This window comes from Ruegeria halocynthiae (genome assembly GCF_000743705.1).
GTDB classification, from domain to species: domain Bacteria; phylum Pseudomonadota; class Alphaproteobacteria; order Rhodobacterales; family Rhodobacteraceae; genus Ruegeria; species Ruegeria halocynthiae_B.
Genome location: NZ_JQEZ01000001.1, coordinates 1,217,564 through 1,235,134, shown reverse-complemented (window position 1 = coordinate 1,235,134; position 17,571 = coordinate 1,217,564). Strand labels below are relative to the sequence as shown.

The window sequence follows — 17,571 nt, the reverse complement described above, 5'->3', positions numbered from 1 at the left end:
GGATTCACTGGGGTTCGCGGGGGACGTTAGTGCAGCTATTCACTGGCGTCCATGGCCAGAACGACCATTTTTTGGTTTCATGATATCGATTCCAAATACCGAATCACAGGTCGATCTCAACCACGCCGCCCGCCTTGGCCGCACGGCTTTGGCACAGGATCATTGCCCCTTCACGCTGTCTGTTGGACAAAACGAAATCGCGGTGTTCGATATCGCCTGCGATCACACCGCATTTGCAGACCCCGCAGATGCCATCGGCGCACTTCACATCCACGTGAATACCCGCCTCGTTCAACACCTGAGCGGCGTCTTTGTCTTCGGGAACGTTCAGTTGCAGACCCGATTGGGCCAGCTTCAGGATAAAGGGGTGGTTTTCGTACTCCGGCTGCTCTGGGACCGAGAAATACTCCAGATGCCGCGCCTCTTCGGGGAAGTTCTGGCGCTCTGCCGCCTGAATGACGCCGTCCATGTATCGATCCGGCCCGCAGGTATAGACGTGCCAGCCGTTTCGATAACCCGAGAGGATAGCGTCCAGATCAGCGCGGGTGCCTTCGTCCGAGAAATGGTAATGCACGTGATCGGCCCAGGGCATCGCCGCCAGATCGGTCAGATACCCTGCGCCCGCGCGGGTGCTGGCGGAATAATGCAGGTCAAACGGTTTACCCAAGCTGTAAAGGCGATGGGCAAAGGCGATCATCGGCGTAATCCCGATCCCGCCGCCCATCAAAAAGGTTCTGGTCGCCGTCTCATCCAGTTCGAAATGGTTGATCGGTTTCGAGACGAAGACCTTGCGCCCTTCGTTGAATATCCGATGCAGCAGGGCCGAGCCGCCGCGCCCTTCGTCCTCGCGCAGCACACCGATCTGATATGTGAACCGGTCAGACGGATCACCGGACATCGAATACTGGCGCAGGAATTCCGGCGCGACCAGCACGTCCAGGTGTGCCCCTGCGGTCCAGTCGGGCAAAGGCGCACCATCGAGGGCTGAGAACTCATATTTGGTCACATCCGCCGTCATCTTATCGACCTTGGTCAGCGCGACCCGCATCACCGGCGCATCACCCGCGATAGAGTATCGGTGGATGACTGACATATCCCCGGCGGCCTTGCGAGCCTTGTATTCCGCGGCTGTCACCATCGCCTCATAGGCGGCAATCCCGGATTCGCGGTCCATGGCAAAGGGATAGGGCCACGGGTGCGGGGCCAGAAAGGCCGGGTAAACAGCCAGGGTCTGATCCTCGTACTTTAGGTCCAGATCCTTTTGCAGGTCGCGCCGGTTCAACGGGTGGGTTGTCGGGCGATAGGCCCCGTCGGCCTGCAGTTCGATATCCCACCACCATTTCTTGGTATCGTTCAACCCACCATTGCCCACGGCATCATCCAGCTTGGCCAACACGGGCGCGGCCTGCGGAAGGTTCATCGCCGCCCAGCGGAACGGTTTTTCCTTGAAGATACCCTCAAGGTTCCATGGACACGTCTTCATGCACCGCCCGCACATCGCCCCGCCCGGCGTGGTGATCCGGTAGGTTGCGCATTTCTGGCTGTCGGATTTCCAGATTTCATAACCGTTGAACATCAGCTTCGGCCCGGCGGTGATCGCGCCCGAGGGGCATTCGCGGGCGCATTTGTTGCAGCTTTCACAGAATGTCTGAAGACCGAAATCAATGGGCCTGTCATGGGTCATCGGCATATCAGTTGTCACAACACCCGATTTCAGGCGCGGTCCCAGATAGGGGTTCAGGATGACCTCTCCGATCCGGCTGACCTCACCCAGCCCGGACAGCAGCAGCAGAGGCGGTTGCAGCACTTCGCCATCCATCACCGTATGGGCCTTGGCCTTGTAACCGAGGTTGCGGATCTGCTGCGCAATCACCCCGCCCAGCAGCGAGAACCGCAGATAGGCGCGCATCGACTGGGCGACACTGATCCAATCGTCGCCGCTGGCGCCCTCCATCGTTTCATAGCCCTGATCAATGATCATGCTGACGGCCTGATCATGGGGCGGCGTGATCTCATCCCCTGTCGCGTCATGCGAATACCATGCCCAATCGGGGCAGCGGCTAAGGCCGACCGCGTCGACGCCAAGAAAATAGGTCGCGGCCTTGATGTTCGCGGCATTGCGCGCCGCATCCGTGGGCGGTGTGGCATCCGTGCTTTCGCCATCCTGCAACAACACAAACGCGCCCAACGCCCGGCGTTGCGCGAAACTGGGGGCGGCCTTACGGACGTAATACCCCCCTTTTGCCGCGTCCTGCAGTGCCTTGCCCATATCCCCGAACTGTGCCCGTGCGAACATGTCGGCGCGTTTGGGCACACGGGCCACGTTTTCCTCGTCGATATAGGTGGTGGGCGTCTCGACCCGCTTGAGCTTTTCGAACGGATGCGCGCCATCGACATAGCGCCGCTTGGCGTAAGGATCGCGGTTCAACGCGTTCTTGGCAAAGCCCGCGCCCAGCCACCACGCTGGCCCCTGTGTGCGAAACCACGGCTGCTGCGCCATGGGGCGCAATGGCTGATCATGGGCGATTTCCATTTCCGTGGTCACGGCGGCCAACCCAAAGCGTGTGCCCAGCCAAGGGGCCACAACCGCGCCATCCTCGACCGAGGCCAGACCAGCCGCCACAGCCAATCGTCCCAGATCAACCTCGGATGACATCGCCGAATGCGCCCGCGCATCAAAGCCCAGCAGGCGGATATAGTTGGCGATCACCACCGCATTCTCGGTCGCCAGCAGGCAGGCACGGTGATCTTGTGCATCCGTGATCCACTCTGCACCCAGCTCTGTCGGTTCGGGGTCGCGGTTGTGTTCATAAAGAAAGACGATGGCATGACGGTGCGTGTCCATCGGCTTGGGCGCGGCCTCCATACTGTCTTTCAGATCAGCCATGATCACGTCGATACCAGACGCCAGCGTTTTGGTTTGCCGCGTTTTCAACGCGTGGGCCAGACGGTCGATATCGGGGTTGCGGCGCGGGTCTTTCAGCAAGGCATCGGACTGTAACGGCCCGCAGCCCATCATCGACGCGTCGTTGAAATACCCAAACGACTTCAGGTGGTTGGCGCGCTCAACCGGGCTGTCCGGGATGTCTGACGCCACCGGGTTGACCAACCCGTCGCGGATCGCATCCATCATCGCCTGAAACTCGCCCATCGCGTTGACAATGCTTGCCGGGTCCTCGGGCCGGTGAAACCCCAGGGCGGACATCGCCGGCACCTGCGACAGGTCGGGCATCTGATGTTGCCGGGCCAACCTCTCCAACGGATAGGGCCCGTTGTGAACAGGCCGGTTCTTATCCGAAAAAAAGCGCAATCCCATCGCATATCTCCTGCTGCTGAGAGTCACCTAATGCGCGATGGACAGCAAATCCATTCATGAATAATCATAGATGGTATGAACAAAACTGATTTCACGGATCTGGACGGAAAGGTCTTACGCACTTTCCTGACCATCCTCGAAGAAAGCTCGGTCTCTAAGGCGGCAGACCGGCTGGGTGTCACGCAATCGGCAATCAGCCACACCTTGGGCAAACTGCGTCAGGTGTTGGGGGACCCGCTGTTTGTTCGCTCAGGACAGGGGCTGACACCGACGGAACGCGCCTTGTCCCTGAAAGAGCCAGTCCAGCGGGTTCTGGATGGTATGCGCGCCCTGACCGAGGAACGTCCCTTTGACCCGCAATCCGAAGAGATGGACATTCAGATTGCCACCAATGACATGCCGCGCGAGTTGATTTTTCCGCAGCTCCTGCGCGCGACCCGGGCCGAGGGCGTGCGTTTACGGCTGGGCTTCATCCCGTCAGGTGTTCCGGACCCCGCCTTGTTGCGCGGAGACAGATGCCAGCTGATGTTGACACCCCTGCCCCCGGATGGGCCCGACATCTTTCAGAAACGTGTGCTCAGCAGCCCGCTGATGATCTTTTACGACAAGGATCAACGCACACCACCCGGCGATTGGCCAAGCTATTGCGCCACAGAACATGTCGAGGTTCGTTTTGCCGATGGCCGCAGTTCGCGCGCGGTCATGCGTGGCGTGGATCAGACGCGGATTCGGCCACCAACTGTCACCCTGCCCCATTTCAACGCCATTCCATCCTTTGTGAAGGGCACAGGCCTGATTTCGACCGACACGGCGTTGATGCGGCTTGGGCCTTTGGCCGGGCTGGATTGTGCGCCCCTGCCTTTCGCCTGTGAACCGGTTTCGATCTACATGGTGTGGCACCAACGATCCGCCAACGATCCGGCCCACCGTTGGCTGCGCGACCGGATCGAAGCCATCGCCGCGACGCTGCAGGGCTGAACGCAAGCCCACGTCGTACAGATCAAAAGCGCGCCTTGACGAAATGCGTCAACGCGGCACCGGTTTCAAAGTAGGCGCGGCGCAGACCGGTCCAGTTTTCGTGATACTCTGAAACTGCCGGGACAGGCAGCACGCTTGGGTCATCGTTCAGCAGGCTTTCTGCCACCAGACGGCCAAATACTGTGCCCGGTCCAATACCGCGCCCGGAAAACCCGTGAACCGACAGGGCATTGGGACCGATCCGCGTGATCTTTGGAATATGATCCGAAGTCATCGCAATTCGCCCATGCCACCCCTCGACCAGCGATTGGTTGGCAAGCTGCGGGTAGAGCTGCGCCATCTTGCGCTTTGCCCATCCGGTATGGGCCGCCCGCCCCGCGTGGCCCAGATCTCCCATCGCTCCGAGGATGAAACGCCCATCTTGATCCATACGGAACGAGGTCATGATCAGGCCGGTATCCCAGCCCCCTTCGCCGCCCGGCAGGATGCCCGCACGTAGGTTGTCGGACAAAGGGGCGGTGGCATACTGGAAATAATAAACCGGCACATAAGCAGGGGCCGAACCCTGAAGGTTCTGGTGATATGCATTTGTCGCCTGAATCACTTTTTTGGCGCGGACGGTGCCCCGGGTGGATGTTAGCGTCCAGACGCCCGCCTCGTGCTGCATGGATTGGACAGGACTTTGCATGAACAGCCGAACCCCGGCCTGTGCAGCGGCCCGTGCCAGCCCCCGAACGTAGGCAAGCGGCTGGATGGCGCCCGCGCGTGGATCAAACAGGCCACCGTGGAACATCGCGCTGCCTGTGCGCTGGCCTGTCTGTTCGGCTGATATCAGCTCAACCGGCGCGCCCGTGGCGCTGAGCTGCGCGTGGCGGGCCTGTATATCGCGCAACCCCGACGCGGAATGTGCGCAGTGCAGGGTCCCGTTGCGCACGGGGTCGCACGCGATTTCATGCGTGTCGATCAGGCGAAACACCTCTGCCGGTGCTGCCGCCAGCAGGTCGATCAACCGCCCCCCGGCTTCGGCCCCCAGATGCGCGCGGATATCCGCAGGTGGCAGCCACAGCCCGGCATTCGCCAGCCCGACGTTGCGCCCCGAACCTCCGTGGCCGATCTCTTGCGCTTCAAGCAGGCAAACCGACGCCCCTGCCTGCACTGCGGCCAATGCGGCGGAACACCCCGTATAGCCACCGCCAATCACCGCCAGATCAACGGCTATATCACTGGTCAGAGAGGTGCTGTCGACATGCTCGCGGCAGGTTTTCAGCCAGAGGGACTGGTCGTGGTCACTCACTACAGACTCCTTGAGGTTATGCGGATCATCGGCGCGGCGTCAGGAGGTTGCAAGCGCCCGTTGATCCGCGCGCCCCATGGCGACCAGTAAGGGATTGGCGTCCTGCCGGGCCTGAAACGCCGCCTTGTCCGACATGCCCTGCCAATCGGCCAGCACCAGTGATTGCGCTACGGCCCCACCCAGCGTTGCACCGGGGCCGGTGACAATGAACAGGTCGGGGGCGAACTCACGCGCCGCTGTCTGGATCGCATGAGTGAAGTCAAAGGTCTCGGTCACCTGATGACCCAGCGTGTAGTCCCATAGGGCCCGCGTATCCGTCGCACCCGGCCACCAGATTTCGCCGCGCCCGTCGATCAACGGATGGCGCGGCTGGCCGAACAGGTTTATCCCCAACACGTTGCGGCCTTCGGCGGCCACGGGGGCCTGCAACCGCGTGTGAAAGGCGGCATGGTTGGCCAAGCGCATCGGAAACCGATCCTGCACCACCAGATGCGAGGCTTCGAACGCCGTCAACCCGTCTTCGTTTCCAGCCAGAACCAGCATTCCGCCCAAATCAATGGACAGCGCCAGATCGTGGCCATCCTTTGCGTTGATCCGCGCCACATCCGCCAGCAACTCGGCCTTTCTGTCCGCGTCTTTTTCCCAGTCTTCATCGACATGAGGATAGACCAATTGCCCGCCGATCATATGATCCTGCATCAGCGTGCCCATCGTATTCACGACACGAAACCCGTTTTCCGGCGACAGCGCCCCACCGGCTGCCAGCGCAATATACCACCCCATCGAGTTTCCAGTGACCGCGACCACCTCGATATCTTCGGCCAACGCCTGTGCGTCAGCCAAGGACGCGGCGTAGATCAGGGGTGAGGCCACATCGCCCCGGGAATAGGTGCCCACCGTATACCGATCGGCACCATCCAATGCAGTGACCGCTTGCTGCCCCGCCTCGGCCCGGATGGTGTCAAAGCGGTGAAACAGATCCGTCCGATGCGCGTGGTGGCGGTGCAGATAGCCCAGCTCGGGCTTGTTATAGGTGCCACGACCAGGGCAGATGACAACAGCAGTTCGGGTCATGGGCGACCTCCGGTCAAGGTCAGCGCGGCGGCGAAAATCTTATCGGTGGACGGCAGCGGAGCGGCATAAGCCGGGCCGGTGGCAATGAAACTGTCCTCGGCCACAACGCGCGCGGTTGAGGTGGCCGGACTTTCTTCTGCGAAGAAAGTCATCAGCGCCTCAGATTGGCTGCCGGTGCGGCGGCATTCGTCGACGACCAAAACGTGCGCGCACGTTTTGGTGGCATCGCGCAGGGCCTCGGCCGGCAGGGGTGCCAACCAGCGCAGGCCTATGATCCGGGTCTTCAGCCCCGCCGCCTCTAGCTTAGGCAGCGCCTGTTGCGACAGGTAGTGCCCGTTGCCATAGGTTACGATGGCTAGATCGGTGCCATCGCCGTGCACGCCAACCTCTCCCAGAGCGATGCGTTGTTCGGGTGAGGGGTAGGTGGTCATCCATCCTCCGTCCTGAGCCGCGTGCAGATCGCGCATCGGATAAAGCGCGATGGGCTCCAGAAAAACGACCACACGCTGTTCCTCACGCGCCAGACGGGCGCATTCGCGCAGCATCTGCGCCGCCTCTGCCCCAGTAGACGGGCAGGCGATGATCACGCCGGGGATATCGCGGAGAACAGCCAGCGAGTTGTCGTTGTGGAAATGCCCGCCGAATCCTTTTTGATACCCAAGCCCCGCAATCCGCAGCACCATCGGATTGGTGAACTGCCCGTTCGAAAAGAACGGCAGGGTTGCGGCCTCACCCCGGATTTGATCTTCGGCATTGTGCAGATAGGCCAGGAACTGGATTTCGGGGATCGGAACAAACCCATTGTGCCCCATGCCGATCGCCAGCCCCAGAATGGATTGTTCGTCCAGCAGCGTGTCGATCACCCGATCAGGGCCAAAGCGTTGCTGCAATTTCTGCGTCACCCCATAAACGCCACCCTTGCGACCGACATCCTCACCCATGCAGACGATCTCGGCATGTTCCAGCATCAGGTCGGTCAGCGCCCAGTTGATCAGGCGGCTCATGGGTTGAGGGTCATCCATCGCGCGCAAATCACCTCCGAACGCCCGGGCGCGCGTGTCAGCGTCGGGGCCATTGGTGGGTTTGCAGACCCGTTTGGGCGGGATAAGGCTGGCCATGACCTCGGACGCGGTGGTCAGACGCGGGCGGGTCGCCGCCTCGGCTGCGACACGGTCGGCACGCGCGCAGGTGTCCTTGTAGATTTTCAGCGCCTGATCCGGCGGCAAAGCACCCGCCTGGTCCAGCAGGCGCGCAGTGTGCAGCAAGGGATCGTTGGCCTCATCCTGTTCAACCTCGGATTTCGGCAGATAGGTTGTGGGCACATCTGCCCCGGCATGGCCATACAGACGCACGGTTTTCAGATGCAGGAAGGCCGGTTTGCGGCGGGTGCGCACGTATTCTGCCGCCTCTTTTGCCACCGCATAGGTCTCATAGATATCCAGCCCGTTGGCCTGAAAGTACCGGATCCCCGGGCGATGTTCCATCGACGCCTGTATCCAACCCTTCGGCGTTTTTACCGAGATACCGATCCCGTTATCCTCGCACACGAACAACAGCGGCAGCGGCGTCGACTGCACGCTGGTCCACCCCGCCGTGTTTATCGCCCCCTGTGCCGTGGAATGGTTGGCCGAGGCATCCCCGAACGAGCACATCGCAATCCCGTCCTCGGGCAATTCGCGGTGTTCCGGGTCATGCCGCCGCGCGGCACCCAGCGAATAGGCCGCACCGACCGCCTTGGGCAGGTGGCTCGCGATGGTCGAGGTTTGCGGCGGGATCATCAGCGCCCGTGACCCCAACACCTTATGCCGCCCGCCCGAGATCGGGTCTTCTTTGGAACAGGCGAAACTCAACAACATATCCCAGGCGATTTGCTGGCCGGGCACCTGTTCAGCGCGGGCAATCTGAAACGCCGCATCGCGGTAGTGCAAAAAAGCGATGTCGGTTGGGCGCAGCGCGTGGGCCACGGCAGCCATACCTTCATGACCGGACGAGCCGATCGTATAAAACCCCTGCCCCGCCTTCTGCATCGCACGGCTGGTTCGGTCCAAGGCGCGGCTCAGGACTTGCGACCGGAACACGGACACGGCGTCGGACTGACCCAGACCTGGGCGCGGGGCCGCGCCGCTGGGAAAGTCACGCATGGCGACCCGGTTCAGGAAATTCTCGTGAACAATTTGTGCGCGGTCCATTGCGTTTTCCCGGCCTTCTCTGGTTTTCGTTTGGTGGATGCGCAAGTGAACAAAGCCGCACCTGCCCTAAGCAGCTACAGACACCCCTATGTCCAGCCTGCTCTGCCGGGTTACGGGCCATTCTTCACGCAACATAGCCACCCCCTGTATCAGGCTGGCGCATCCCAATTGCCAGTGATATTCCATCGCAAAGGTATGAGGATTTGTAATATGATCGCACCGCGTCGGTTTCTGCCCTCAATCCCATCGCTGCTGGCGCTTGAGGCCGTAGACCGCCTAGGCAGCGCCTCTGCCGCCGCGGCAGAACTGTCACTGACCCAAAGCGCCATTAGCCGACAACTAAGGTCGATGGAGGAACAGCTGGGGGTCGATCTGATCCAGCGCACGCAAATGCGGCTGCACCTGACACCGGCCGCCAAGGAATACGTTGAAACCGCGCGCACCGTTCTGCACCAGCTGGCGCAGGCATCCCTGAAACTAAAGGCCAACCCTACCGGCGGATCACTGAATCTGTCCATCCTGCCGGCGTTCGGGATGCACTGGCTGGCCCCGCGCCTTCAGGATTTCGCCCTGCGCCACCCCGAAGTCACGGTGAACCTGAACACCCGCCTGAAACCGTTCGATTTCGACACCGAACATTTCGATGCCGCCATCCACTTTGGCCAGCAAAACTGGGCCGGAGTAAACTACCTGCCCATCATGCGCGAGGACGTGCTGCCGGTGTGCGCCCCCGAACTGTTACCCCGGAACGCTGACGACATCGGGTGGCTGCTGGACGCGCCCCTGCTGCATCTGGAAACACGCCCGGATGCCTGGGAAAAATGGTTTGCCGCCCAAAACTGCGCGGCAACAGGACTGCGAGGCATGTTGTTCGATCAGTTCTCGACCATGGGGCAAGCAACGGTTCACGGGCTGGGTGTTGCTTTGCTGCCCAGCTTCCTGATCGAGGAAGACCTGAAAACCGGGCGCCTCGTACCTGCTTGGCCTGGGCCGAGCGTGAGCTTGGGAGATTTCTATCTGGTATGGCCAAAATCCCGCACAGAATCCGAACCGCTGCGGTCGTTTCGGATATGGCTAGAGGGGCAGATCGACCCCGAACCAACGGGAAGCAATAACATAACAACCTGACGGCACGACCAAAATCCTGCGCGGCCTACGGCCTTGCGTCCTGCGGACGGCAGGGGACCAGGCAGGTGCGGGCAAAGCCCGCACCTGCCTGGCCCAACGGGAGGAGATGTTTCGCCAGAAACATTGACGACGGGCGGGAGAGCCCTCGTCCGGCTCAGGTGTCCAGTGAGCGGGCGATGAGTTCCTTCATGATCTCATTGGTGCCGCCATAGATCATCTGCACACGGGCGTCCGCATAGAGGCGGGCAATGGGGTATTCCATCATGAATCCATAGCCCCCAAACAGCTGAAGGCATTCATGCATGATGTCGTTCTGGATTTCGGACCCCCAGTATTTGGCCATCGAAGCCGTCGCTGCGTCCAGCGTGCCAGCATCAAGTCGTGCGATACAGTCGTTCAGGAAACTACGCAGCACTTCGGCCTTTGTCTTGCACTCGGCCAGCTTGAAACGCGTGTTCTGAAAATCCATCACGCGTTTGCCAAAGGCCTTGCGTTCCTGCGTGTATTTCACCGTTTCGGCAATGGCGAAATCAATCGCGCCCAGCGCGCCGATGGCAATGGTCAGCCGTTCCCATGGCAGCTGCTTCATCATCTGATAAAAGCCCTGACCTTCCTCGGGGCCGATCAGATTGGTCATCGGCACCTTCACGTCCTCAAAGAACAGCTCGGCTGTGTCGTTGGCCTTCATGCCCAGCTTCTTGAGGTTGCGCCCCTTGCGGAACCCTTCGGCCCCTTCCGTTTCGACAGCTACAAGCGAAACACCCTTGGACCCCAAGGACTTGTCTGTTTTCGCCGCCACCAGAATCAAATCAGCCGATTGCCCGTTGGTGATGAAAATCTTGGACCCGTTCAGCCGGTACGAGTTTCCGTCCTTGTCCGCCGTGGTCCGAATGGACTGAACGTCCGACCCGGTTCCGGGTTCGGTCATGGCCAGTGCTCCGACCATCTCACCCGAAGCAAGCCGGGGCAGCCATTTCTGTTTCTGATCTTCGCTGCCATAGGCCGTGATATAGTGGATCACAATAGACTGGATCGCGTATCCCCACCCGGAATCTCCGTGCGAGTTTTGCGCATAGATCGTAAGCGCGTCAAAGCCGAGATCGCCGCCAACGCCACCGTATTCCTCGGATATCGCGCCAGCCATCAGCCCCATGTCGCCGGCCTTGCGCCAGAAATCACGGTCCACTACGCCATTCGTCGTCCAGCGCTCGATATTGGGCACAAGTTCGTCACCCATGAACCGGCCTGCCATCTCGGCAAACATATTATGTTCTTCGGATGCCCAATTGGCGGTGGGTGTGGCTAGCGACATATTTCTTTCCTCCGGATTTGAATTAGAGGAAAACTAACCGTGGAAATGACGCAATCCAATCCGTCCACCGCGACGCAACGCAACGTCTTTTTGCACCGTCAGGCACATTTGCGTGACGTCACGCCAGCGCCTGGTCCAGCAACACCTGCGCTGCCGCCTTGGCGTCCCGCGCGGGTTCGCAGTTTTTGAGAAGAACCGCCGTCACAATCGCCCCCTCTTGCAGCAGCAATATCTGGCACCCCAGCTTTTCGGGTTCGCGCGCGCCCGCCTTGCGGGCCAGATCGGTGAAATAGTCCAGCATCAAACGCTTATGTTCGGCCGCCTGCAGGTGGATCGGGTGGTCACTTTCCTGATATTCAGCCCCCGCCTTGATGAACATGCAGCCGCGATATCCGTCCTCTTCGAACCACTGCGCCAAAGCATCAAAACTGGCAAGCAACCGGTCGGCGGGCGAATGCGCCATCTCTTCTATCTGGCGCAGGAGGCTTATGCGAAAGCTCTCGTCGCGCAGGCGCAGCGCGGCCAGGATCAGCTCTTCCTTGGTGCGGAAATGCTTGTACATCGAGGTCTTGGACACCCCGGTTTCAACCACCAATTTGTCCATTCCTGTGGCGTGAAACCCGTCACGATAAAAGACCTGCAACGCATTGCGGACCAGTTCGTCACGTTTGTTTGGGCGCATGATTCGGCTCCTGTGTGTACCGATCAGTACATAATGCTCCAAGGAATAGATCGCAACCTGATTAAAGTAACCATATGGAGTTAAACACTATTTATTGCATCCAAAGCAAAAACTCCCAACTGCCAGGTTTTGGTGCTTGCTAAAGTTTACCGATCAGTACATATTCATTGCAAGATGTACCGATCAGTAAACATTGGAGCGACCAGATGAAACGCCGGACCAGCCCATTTTCCTCACAGTACGTCCCCCTTTTGCTGAGCCTGGCGTTGCTTGCTGCCTCGCTGACGTAAAGGATCTGCGCATGGATCGCCCGCCTCTTCCCCCCTTTACGCTGGAAACCGCCACGCAAAAGGTTCGGATGGCCGAAAACGGCTGGAACAGCCGTGATGCGGATATCGTGACCCCGGCCTATACCGATGACAGCCAGTGGCGAAACCGGGCTGAATTCCTGAGCGGGCACGAGGCTATTCACGCCTTTCTGACGCGCAAATGGCACAAAGAGCTTGAGTATCGCCTGATCAAAGAGCTTTGGGCGTTTTCGGGAAATCGGATTGCCGTGCGCTATGCCTATGAATGGCGCGACGACAGCGGACAGTGGTTTCGGTCCTACGGCAACGAAAACTGGGAATTCGCCGAGGATGGCCGAATGGCCAACCGACACGCGTCGCTGAACGACCTGCCAATAGCTGAGACTGAGCGCCTGTTCCATTGGCCGCAAGGCCCCCGCCCCGACGATCATCCCGGCCTGTCCGATCTGGGTCTGTGAAAGGACACCCATGCCCCGTGCCTTTTCCGAACTGACCTTCACCCCTGCAGTTCGCGCGCATCAGGAACGTATGGGATCAGCCGCGACCTATGCCAGGTTCGTCGAGGGCGGCCCCCAGCAAGGCCACGAGATTGGCCCCGCCGAGAAAACCTTTATCGAAGCGCGCGACGGGTTTTACCAGTCCACCGTTTCGGAAACCGGCTGGCCTTATGTCCAATATCGCGGCGGCCCGGTCGGGTTTCTGAAGGTTCTGGGCGCGCAGACGATCGGGTATGCGGATCTGTCAGGGAACAAGCAGTACATCTCTCGCGGGAATCTGGACGGAAACGACCGGGTCGCGATGATCCTGATGGATTATGCCAACCAACGCCGCCTGAAAATACTGGGCCGCATTACGTTTACCGAAGGCGAAGCCGCAGCATCCAGCCTTTATCCCGAAGGCGCCGAAGCACCGGCCGAACGCGCTGTGATCATACGGGTGGACGCATTGGACTGGAATTGTCCGCGCCACATTACACCACGATTCACCGAGGCCGAACTGCGCCCCCACCTGAACAGCCTGGGGCAGCAGATGGCACAATTGCAGGCCGAGAACGAACGATTGAAACAGGAACTGGCCAAACTGTCCTGAGCCCACCATCCGGCAACAGGCAGATTGTCCTGGTATGAAGGAGCGACCCCAGATGCAACGGTCCACTTTGAATGCTGCCGTTGTTTGGATTACGGGTTTTGTGTTGTTTACTGCGGCCCTGATGCTGGCTTTCTTCGCCTCGCCCGAGGCCGTGCGAACCACGCCGCCCGACCTGTACAACTCGCTTTTGCTGGAACAGCTTCCAAACAGGTAATGCCCGCAAATCGGTTGAGGGCGCTATTCCTGCGCTCACATACAGAAAGATCCCCTGAACCCCTTGACCTTCCCGTGACTGGAACCCTCATCTGAAAGGCAGATGACAACATGGGAACGAGTCGGATGGCTGCGCCGCAGACTACTCAGATCAAAATCTCGGGTATGGGATGTGCCTCATGCGTGGGGCGTGTGGAATCTGCCTTGAACCACGTGCCGGGGGTAACGGATGCGTCCGTCAATTTTGCGACTGAAACGGCGCAGGTCACGCATGACGGACCGGTGAGGGCAGTGACGGATGCCTTGGCCAATGCGGGCTATCCGGCGGCGACCCGGCAGACGACCTTGAAAATCGGTGGGATGAGCTGCGCCTCGTGCGTGGCCAAGATTGAGCGGGCTTTGACCGCTGATCCGGCTGTGGTTGAGGCGCAGGTCAATCTGGCAACCGAAAGCGCAGCAATCACCTTTATCGACGGTGCGACCGATCCGCGTGCGCTGGCGCAATTGTCCGGCGATGCCGGGTACCCCGCGCGGGTGGCCGAACGTGCCGCAGATGGCCGCACTGATCCCACCAAGTCGCAAGAGACCAACGCGCTGACCCGGGCAACAGTGTTTGCCGCCATCCTGGCCCTGCCCGTGTTTGTTCTGGAAATGGGCGGACATATGGTCCCAGCCTTCCACCATTGGGTTCAGGCCACGATCGGCGCGCAAAACAGCCATCTGATCCAATTCGCCTTGACCTCGATCCTGTTGATCGGCCCCGGGCGCGTGTTTTACGCAAAAGGTATTCCATCACTGCTGCGGGGCGCACCCGATATGAACGCGCTAGTCGCATTAGGGACGGGGGCGGCCTATCTGTTTTCCGTCACCGCCACCTTTGCGCCGCAGATCCTGCCACAAGGCAGCGCCAATGTGTATTTCGAGGCCGCCTCGGTCATCGTGGTTCTTATCCTTCTGGGCCGCGTGATGGAGGCCCGTGCCAAGGGCCGCACCGGGGCTGCGATCCGCAAGCTGGTTGGCCTGCAACCCAAAACCGCACGGGTTGAGCTGGACGGGACAACCGTGGATCGCCCGATTTCCGATATCGTGGTGGGCAACGTGCTGCAAATCCGACCGGGTGAGCGCGTACCCGTGGATGCCCAGGTGCTGGACGGCACCTCTTATGTTGATGAAAGCATGATCACGGGCGAGCCGGTACCGGTCGGCAAATCCTCGGGCGATCAGGTCGTCGGCGGTACCGTGAACGGCACCGGCGCGTTGCGCGTCCGCGCCACGCGGGTCGGGGCCGATACGGTGCTGGCGCAGGTCATTCATATGGTCGAACAGGCACAGGGGGCCAAGCTGCCCATTCAGGGGCTGGTGGATCGGATCACCGCATGGTTCGTACCTGCGGTGATCGGTGTGGCCGCCCTGACGGTTTTGGCCTGGCTGATCCTTGGCCCTGCGCCCGCACTGCCGTTTGCGCTGGTCGCCGGGGTCTCGGTTCTGATCATCGCCTGCCCCTGTGCTATGGGGCTGGCCACGCCAACGTCGATCATGGTGGGAACCGGGCGCGCGGCGGAACTGGGCGTGCTGTTCCGCAAAGGCGACGCACTGCAACAGTTGCAGCAGGCCAAAGTCATTGCGCTGGATAAAACCGGTACGCTGACACTGGGCCGCCCCGAGCTGGAAACCGTTGTCCTGGTGAACGGTTTTGCCCGCAGCGACGTCCTGCGGCTGGCAGCTGCGGTCGAGGCCCGATCAGAGCACCCCATCGCCACGGCGATCACACGCGCGGGCCCGGCAAAGCTGCCCACAGTGTCGGGGTTCGAATCCCAGACGGGACTGGGGGTTCAGGCGGTTGTCGAACATCGCGACGTGTTGATCGGGTCATCCAGGCTGATGGAACAGCGCGGGGTGGGCCTGACCGATCTGACGCCCGAGGCCGACCAGCGCGCCGCAGAGGGTGCGACCCCCCTGTTCGTGGCCATCGACGGGCAGGCGGCAGCAATGTTGGCCGTTGCCGATCCGATCAAGCCCGGCACGGCGCAGGCGCTGGACCGGCTGCACACCATGGGTCTGACCTTGGCGATGGTGACGGGTGACAACGCGCGCACGGCGCAGGCACTGGCCGACAAGCTGGGTATTGACCACGTCACGGCAGAGGTATTGCCGGATGGCAAGCTGGCCGCGATCAACGCCTTGCGCGACCGGTTCGGCGCGCTTGCCTTTGTCGGCGATGGGATAAACGACGCCCCCGCGTTGGCCGCCGCAGATGTGGGCGTGGCCATCGGCACCGGAACCGATGTCGCGATTGAGACTGCGGATGTGGTGTTGATGTCCGGCGATCTGCGCGGCGTGGCAAACGCGGTCGAGATCAGCCGCCGCACCATGCGCAACATCCGGCAGAACCTTGGCTGGGCATTTGGCTATAACACCCTGCTGATCCCGGTGGCCGCCGGGGTGCTTTACCCCTTTGGCGGCCATCTTCTATCCCCCGCTCTGGCTGCCGGGGCGATGGCCCTGTCCAGCGTTTTTGTCGTCTCGAACGCGCTGCGCCTGCGCCGGGTTCGCGCCAGCCTGCCTGAAACACCGCAGGATCGGGCGGCACGGGCGGTGACGTCATGAACATCGGAGATGTCGCAACCCGAACCGGCCTGCCCGCCAAGACGATCCGATATTACGAGGAAATTGGCCTGATCAAGCCGCCGCGCGACGAAAACGGTTATCGCCGGTTTCGCGACAATGATGTGCACAAGTTGAATTTCCTGGGCCGCGCCCGCGCCCTGGGCTTTACGATTGAGGATTGCCGAACACTGATGGCGCTGTACGAGGATGAAACCCGCGCCAGCGCCGATGTCAAAAAGGTGGCGCGGGCACATTTGGCGCAGATCGAAGCCAAGATTGCCGACCTCAATGCAATGCGCGACACATTGGGCCATCTGATCGACGCCTGCGCCGGGGATGACCGGCCCGATTGTCCGATCCTGCGGGATTTGAGCCGCAATCCCTGACGCGGGGTTGCCCTTTGCACGCAGCTTTGCTTTGTCTTTCCTGAACACTCCGGCCCGCCAATCCGAGCAGGGACCGGACAGGGGAGAGGATCACCAAATGGCAAAAATCGCGTTCCTTGGTCTGGGCGTAATGGGGTATCCCATGGCCGGCCACCTGCAGGCTGCAGGTCACGACGTCACCGTCTACAACCGCACGGCATCAAAGGCCGAAGCCTGGGTTGCCCAACACGGCGGCGCAATGGCCACCACGCCGCAAGAGGCCGCCCAGGGTGCGGCGTTTATAATGTCCTGTGTCGGCAATGACGACGATTTGCGTATGGTCTGCACCAGCGATGACGGCGCGTTTCACGGCATGGCTGACGGGGCGATCTTTGTCGATCACACGACCGTTTCGGACAAGGTCACGCGTGAGTTGTTTGAGGCTGGCAAGACCCGGGGGGTCGCGTTTGTGGACGCCCCGATCTCGGGTGGGCAGGCCGGGGCCGAGAATGGCGTTCTGTCGATCATGTGCGGCGGCGATCAGGCCGCCTATGACGCGGCCGAGCCCATCATGCAGGTCTATTCCAAAATCTGCCGTCGTATCGGCGACAGCGGCGCGGGTCAGATGACAAAGATGTGTAACCAGATCGCCATTGCCGGCGTCGTGCAGGGCCTGAGCGAAGCTTTGCACTTCGCCGAAAAAGCCGGCCTGGACGGCCGGGCGGTTGTTGAGGTGATCAGCCAGGGCGCTGCGGGCAGTTGGCAGATGGCAAACCGCTATGAAACTATGCTGGACGACCATTTCGACCATGGTTTTGCCGTTGATTGGATGCGCAAGGATCTGGGCATCTGTCTGGACACGGCCAATGAAACTGGTGCGTCGCTGCCGGTGACCGCTTTGGTCGATCAGTTCTATAAGGATGTTCAGAAACTTGGCGGCGGACGGTGGGATACATCGTCTCTGCTCAAACGGTTGCGGGCGTTGGGCTGATGGTTAAGGGGGCTGTCTGCCCCCT

At 60.8% G+C, this 17,571-nt stretch carries 14 protein-coding genes; 8 read left to right on the top strand and 6 right to left on the bottom strand.

Annotation, left to right across the window (positions count from 1 at the left end; translation table 11 throughout):
• Positions 1-103: 103 nt before the first annotated feature.
• Complete coding sequence (locus tag JT51_RS06005) at positions 104-3,316, bottom strand: reductive dehalogenase (RefSeq protein WP_037308985.1); 3,213 nt, start codon at positions 3,314-3,316, stop codon at positions 104-106.
• Positions 3,317-3,391: 75 nt separating this feature from the next.
• Here JT51_RS06005 and JT51_RS06000 point away from each other — a divergent pair, with 75 nt between their 5' ends.
• Positions 3,392-4,294 (top strand): LysR family transcriptional regulator, encoded by a 903-nt coding sequence (locus JT51_RS06000; protein ID WP_037308982.1) that lies wholly within the window; start codon positions 3,392-3,394, stop codon positions 4,292-4,294.
• 22 nt (positions 4,295-4,316) lie between these two features.
• Here the strand turns inward: JT51_RS06000 and JT51_RS05995 are convergent, their stop codons facing one another.
• Genes JT51_RS05995 through JT51_RS05985 form a run of 3 tightly spaced genes read right to left on the bottom strand, consistent with a single transcriptional unit; the run spans position 4,317 to position 8,851 of the window.
• On the bottom strand, positions 4,317-5,588 hold the full coding sequence (locus JT51_RS05995; RefSeq protein WP_037308979.1) for an NAD(P)/FAD-dependent oxidoreductase: 1,272 nt from the start codon (positions 5,586-5,588) through the stop codon (positions 4,317-4,319).
• Positions 5,589-5,627: 39 nt separating this feature from the next.
• A complete protein-coding gene (locus tag JT51_RS05990) occupies positions 5,628-6,662 on the bottom strand; it encodes an ACP S-malonyltransferase (RefSeq protein ID WP_037308977.1) in 1,035 nt (344 codons plus the stop codon).
• Positions 6,659-8,851 (bottom strand): dehydrogenase E1 component subunit alpha/beta, encoded by a 2,193-nt coding sequence (locus JT51_RS05985; protein WP_037309618.1) that lies wholly within the window; start codon positions 8,849-8,851, stop codon positions 6,659-6,661. The genes JT51_RS05990 and JT51_RS05985 overlap by 4 nt, the downstream gene beginning before the upstream one ends.
• A 210-nt stretch (positions 8,852-9,061) precedes the next feature.
• Here JT51_RS05985 and JT51_RS05980 point away from each other — a divergent pair, with 210 nt between their 5' ends.
• Entirely contained in the window at positions 9,062-9,979 is a 918-nt protein-coding gene (locus JT51_RS05980) for a LysR substrate-binding domain-containing protein (RefSeq protein WP_037308975.1), read from the top strand.
• 154 nt (positions 9,980-10,133) lie between these two features.
• On the opposite strand, the gene JT51_RS05975 is transcribed toward JT51_RS05980, so the two are convergent.
• Both JT51_RS05975 and JT51_RS05970 read right to left on the bottom strand, forming a co-directional pair.
• Entirely contained in the window at positions 10,134-11,291 is a 1,158-nt protein-coding gene (locus JT51_RS05975; protein ID WP_037308972.1) for an acyl-CoA dehydrogenase family protein, read from the bottom strand.
• Between the two features lie 118 nt (positions 11,292-11,409).
• Entirely contained in the window at positions 11,410-11,973 is a 564-nt protein-coding gene (locus tag JT51_RS05970; protein WP_037308970.1) for a TetR/AcrR family transcriptional regulator, read from the bottom strand.
• Between the two features lie 301 nt (positions 11,974-12,274).
• Here JT51_RS05970 and JT51_RS05965 point away from each other — a divergent pair, with 301 nt between their 5' ends.
• From JT51_RS05965 to JT51_RS05945, 6 genes are all read left to right on the top strand, one after another.
• On the top strand, positions 12,275-12,739 hold the full coding sequence (locus JT51_RS05965; protein ID WP_037308967.1) for a DUF1348 family protein: 465 nt from the start codon (positions 12,275-12,277) through the stop codon (positions 12,737-12,739).
• Positions 12,740-12,749: 10 nt separating this feature from the next.
• The gene (locus JT51_RS05960; protein ID WP_037308964.1) at positions 12,750-13,370 is read left to right on the top strand and encodes a pyridoxamine 5'-phosphate oxidase family protein; all 621 of its coding nucleotides are present in this window, start codon (positions 12,750-12,752) and stop codon (positions 13,368-13,370) included.
• A 52-nt stretch (positions 13,371-13,422) separates the two neighbouring features.
• Positions 13,423-13,584, top strand: a complete 162-nt coding sequence (locus JT51_RS21955) for a hypothetical protein (protein WP_160175165.1) — start codon at positions 13,423-13,425, stop codon at positions 13,582-13,584.
• 125 nt (positions 13,585-13,709) lie between these two features.
• Entirely contained in the window at positions 13,710-16,190 is a 2,481-nt protein-coding gene (locus JT51_RS05955) for a heavy metal translocating P-type ATPase (RefSeq protein WP_037308960.1), read from the top strand.
• A complete protein-coding gene (gene cueR / locus JT51_RS05950; protein WP_037308957.1) occupies positions 16,187-16,576 on the top strand; it encodes a Cu(I)-responsive transcriptional regulator in 390 nt (129 codons plus the stop codon). Before JT51_RS05955 ends, cueR begins: the two co-directional genes overlap by 4 nt.
• Before the next feature lie 40 nt (positions 16,577-16,616).
• Entirely contained in the window at positions 16,617-17,546 is a 930-nt protein-coding gene (locus JT51_RS05945) for an NAD(P)-dependent oxidoreductase (RefSeq protein ID WP_327284506.1), read from the top strand.
• Positions 17,547-17,571: the final 25 nt, after the last annotated feature.

Coding starts and splice junctions, on each gene's coding strand:
- JT51_RS06005 (WP_037308985.1), bottom strand. CDS start 3,316: ATGGGATTGCGCTTTTTTTCGGATAAGAACCGGCCTGTTCACAACGGG.
- JT51_RS06000 (WP_037308982.1), top strand. CDS start 3,392: ATGAACAAAACTGATTTCACGGATCTGGACGGAAAGGTCTTACGCACT.
- JT51_RS05990 (WP_037308977.1), bottom strand. CDS start 6,662: ATGACCCGAACTGCTGTTGTCATCTGCCCTGGTCGTGGCACCTATAAC.
- JT51_RS05985 (WP_037309618.1), bottom strand. CDS start 8,851: ATGGACCGCGCACAAATTGTTCACGAGAATTTCCTGAACCGGGTCGCC.
- JT51_RS05980 (WP_037308975.1), top strand. CDS start 9,062: ATGATCGCACCGCGTCGGTTTCTGCCCTCAATCCCATCGCTGCTGGCG.
- JT51_RS05975 (WP_037308972.1), bottom strand. CDS start 11,291: ATGTCGCTAGCCACACCCACCGCCAATTGGGCATCCGAAGAACATAAT.
- JT51_RS05970 (WP_037308970.1), bottom strand. CDS start 11,973: ATGCGCCCAAACAAACGTGACGAACTGGTCCGCAATGCGTTGCAGGTC.
- JT51_RS05965 (WP_037308967.1), top strand. CDS start 12,275: ATGGATCGCCCGCCTCTTCCCCCCTTTACGCTGGAAACCGCCACGCAA.
- JT51_RS05960 (WP_037308964.1), top strand. CDS start 12,750: ATGCCCCGTGCCTTTTCCGAACTGACCTTCACCCCTGCAGTTCGCGCG.
- JT51_RS21955 (WP_160175165.1), top strand. CDS start 13,423: ATGCAACGGTCCACTTTGAATGCTGCCGTTGTTTGGATTACGGGTTTT.
- JT51_RS05955 (WP_037308960.1), top strand. CDS start 13,710: ATGGCTGCGCCGCAGACTACTCAGATCAAAATCTCGGGTATGGGATGT.
- cueR (WP_037308957.1), top strand. CDS start 16,187: ATGAACATCGGAGATGTCGCAACCCGAACCGGCCTGCCCGCCAAGACG.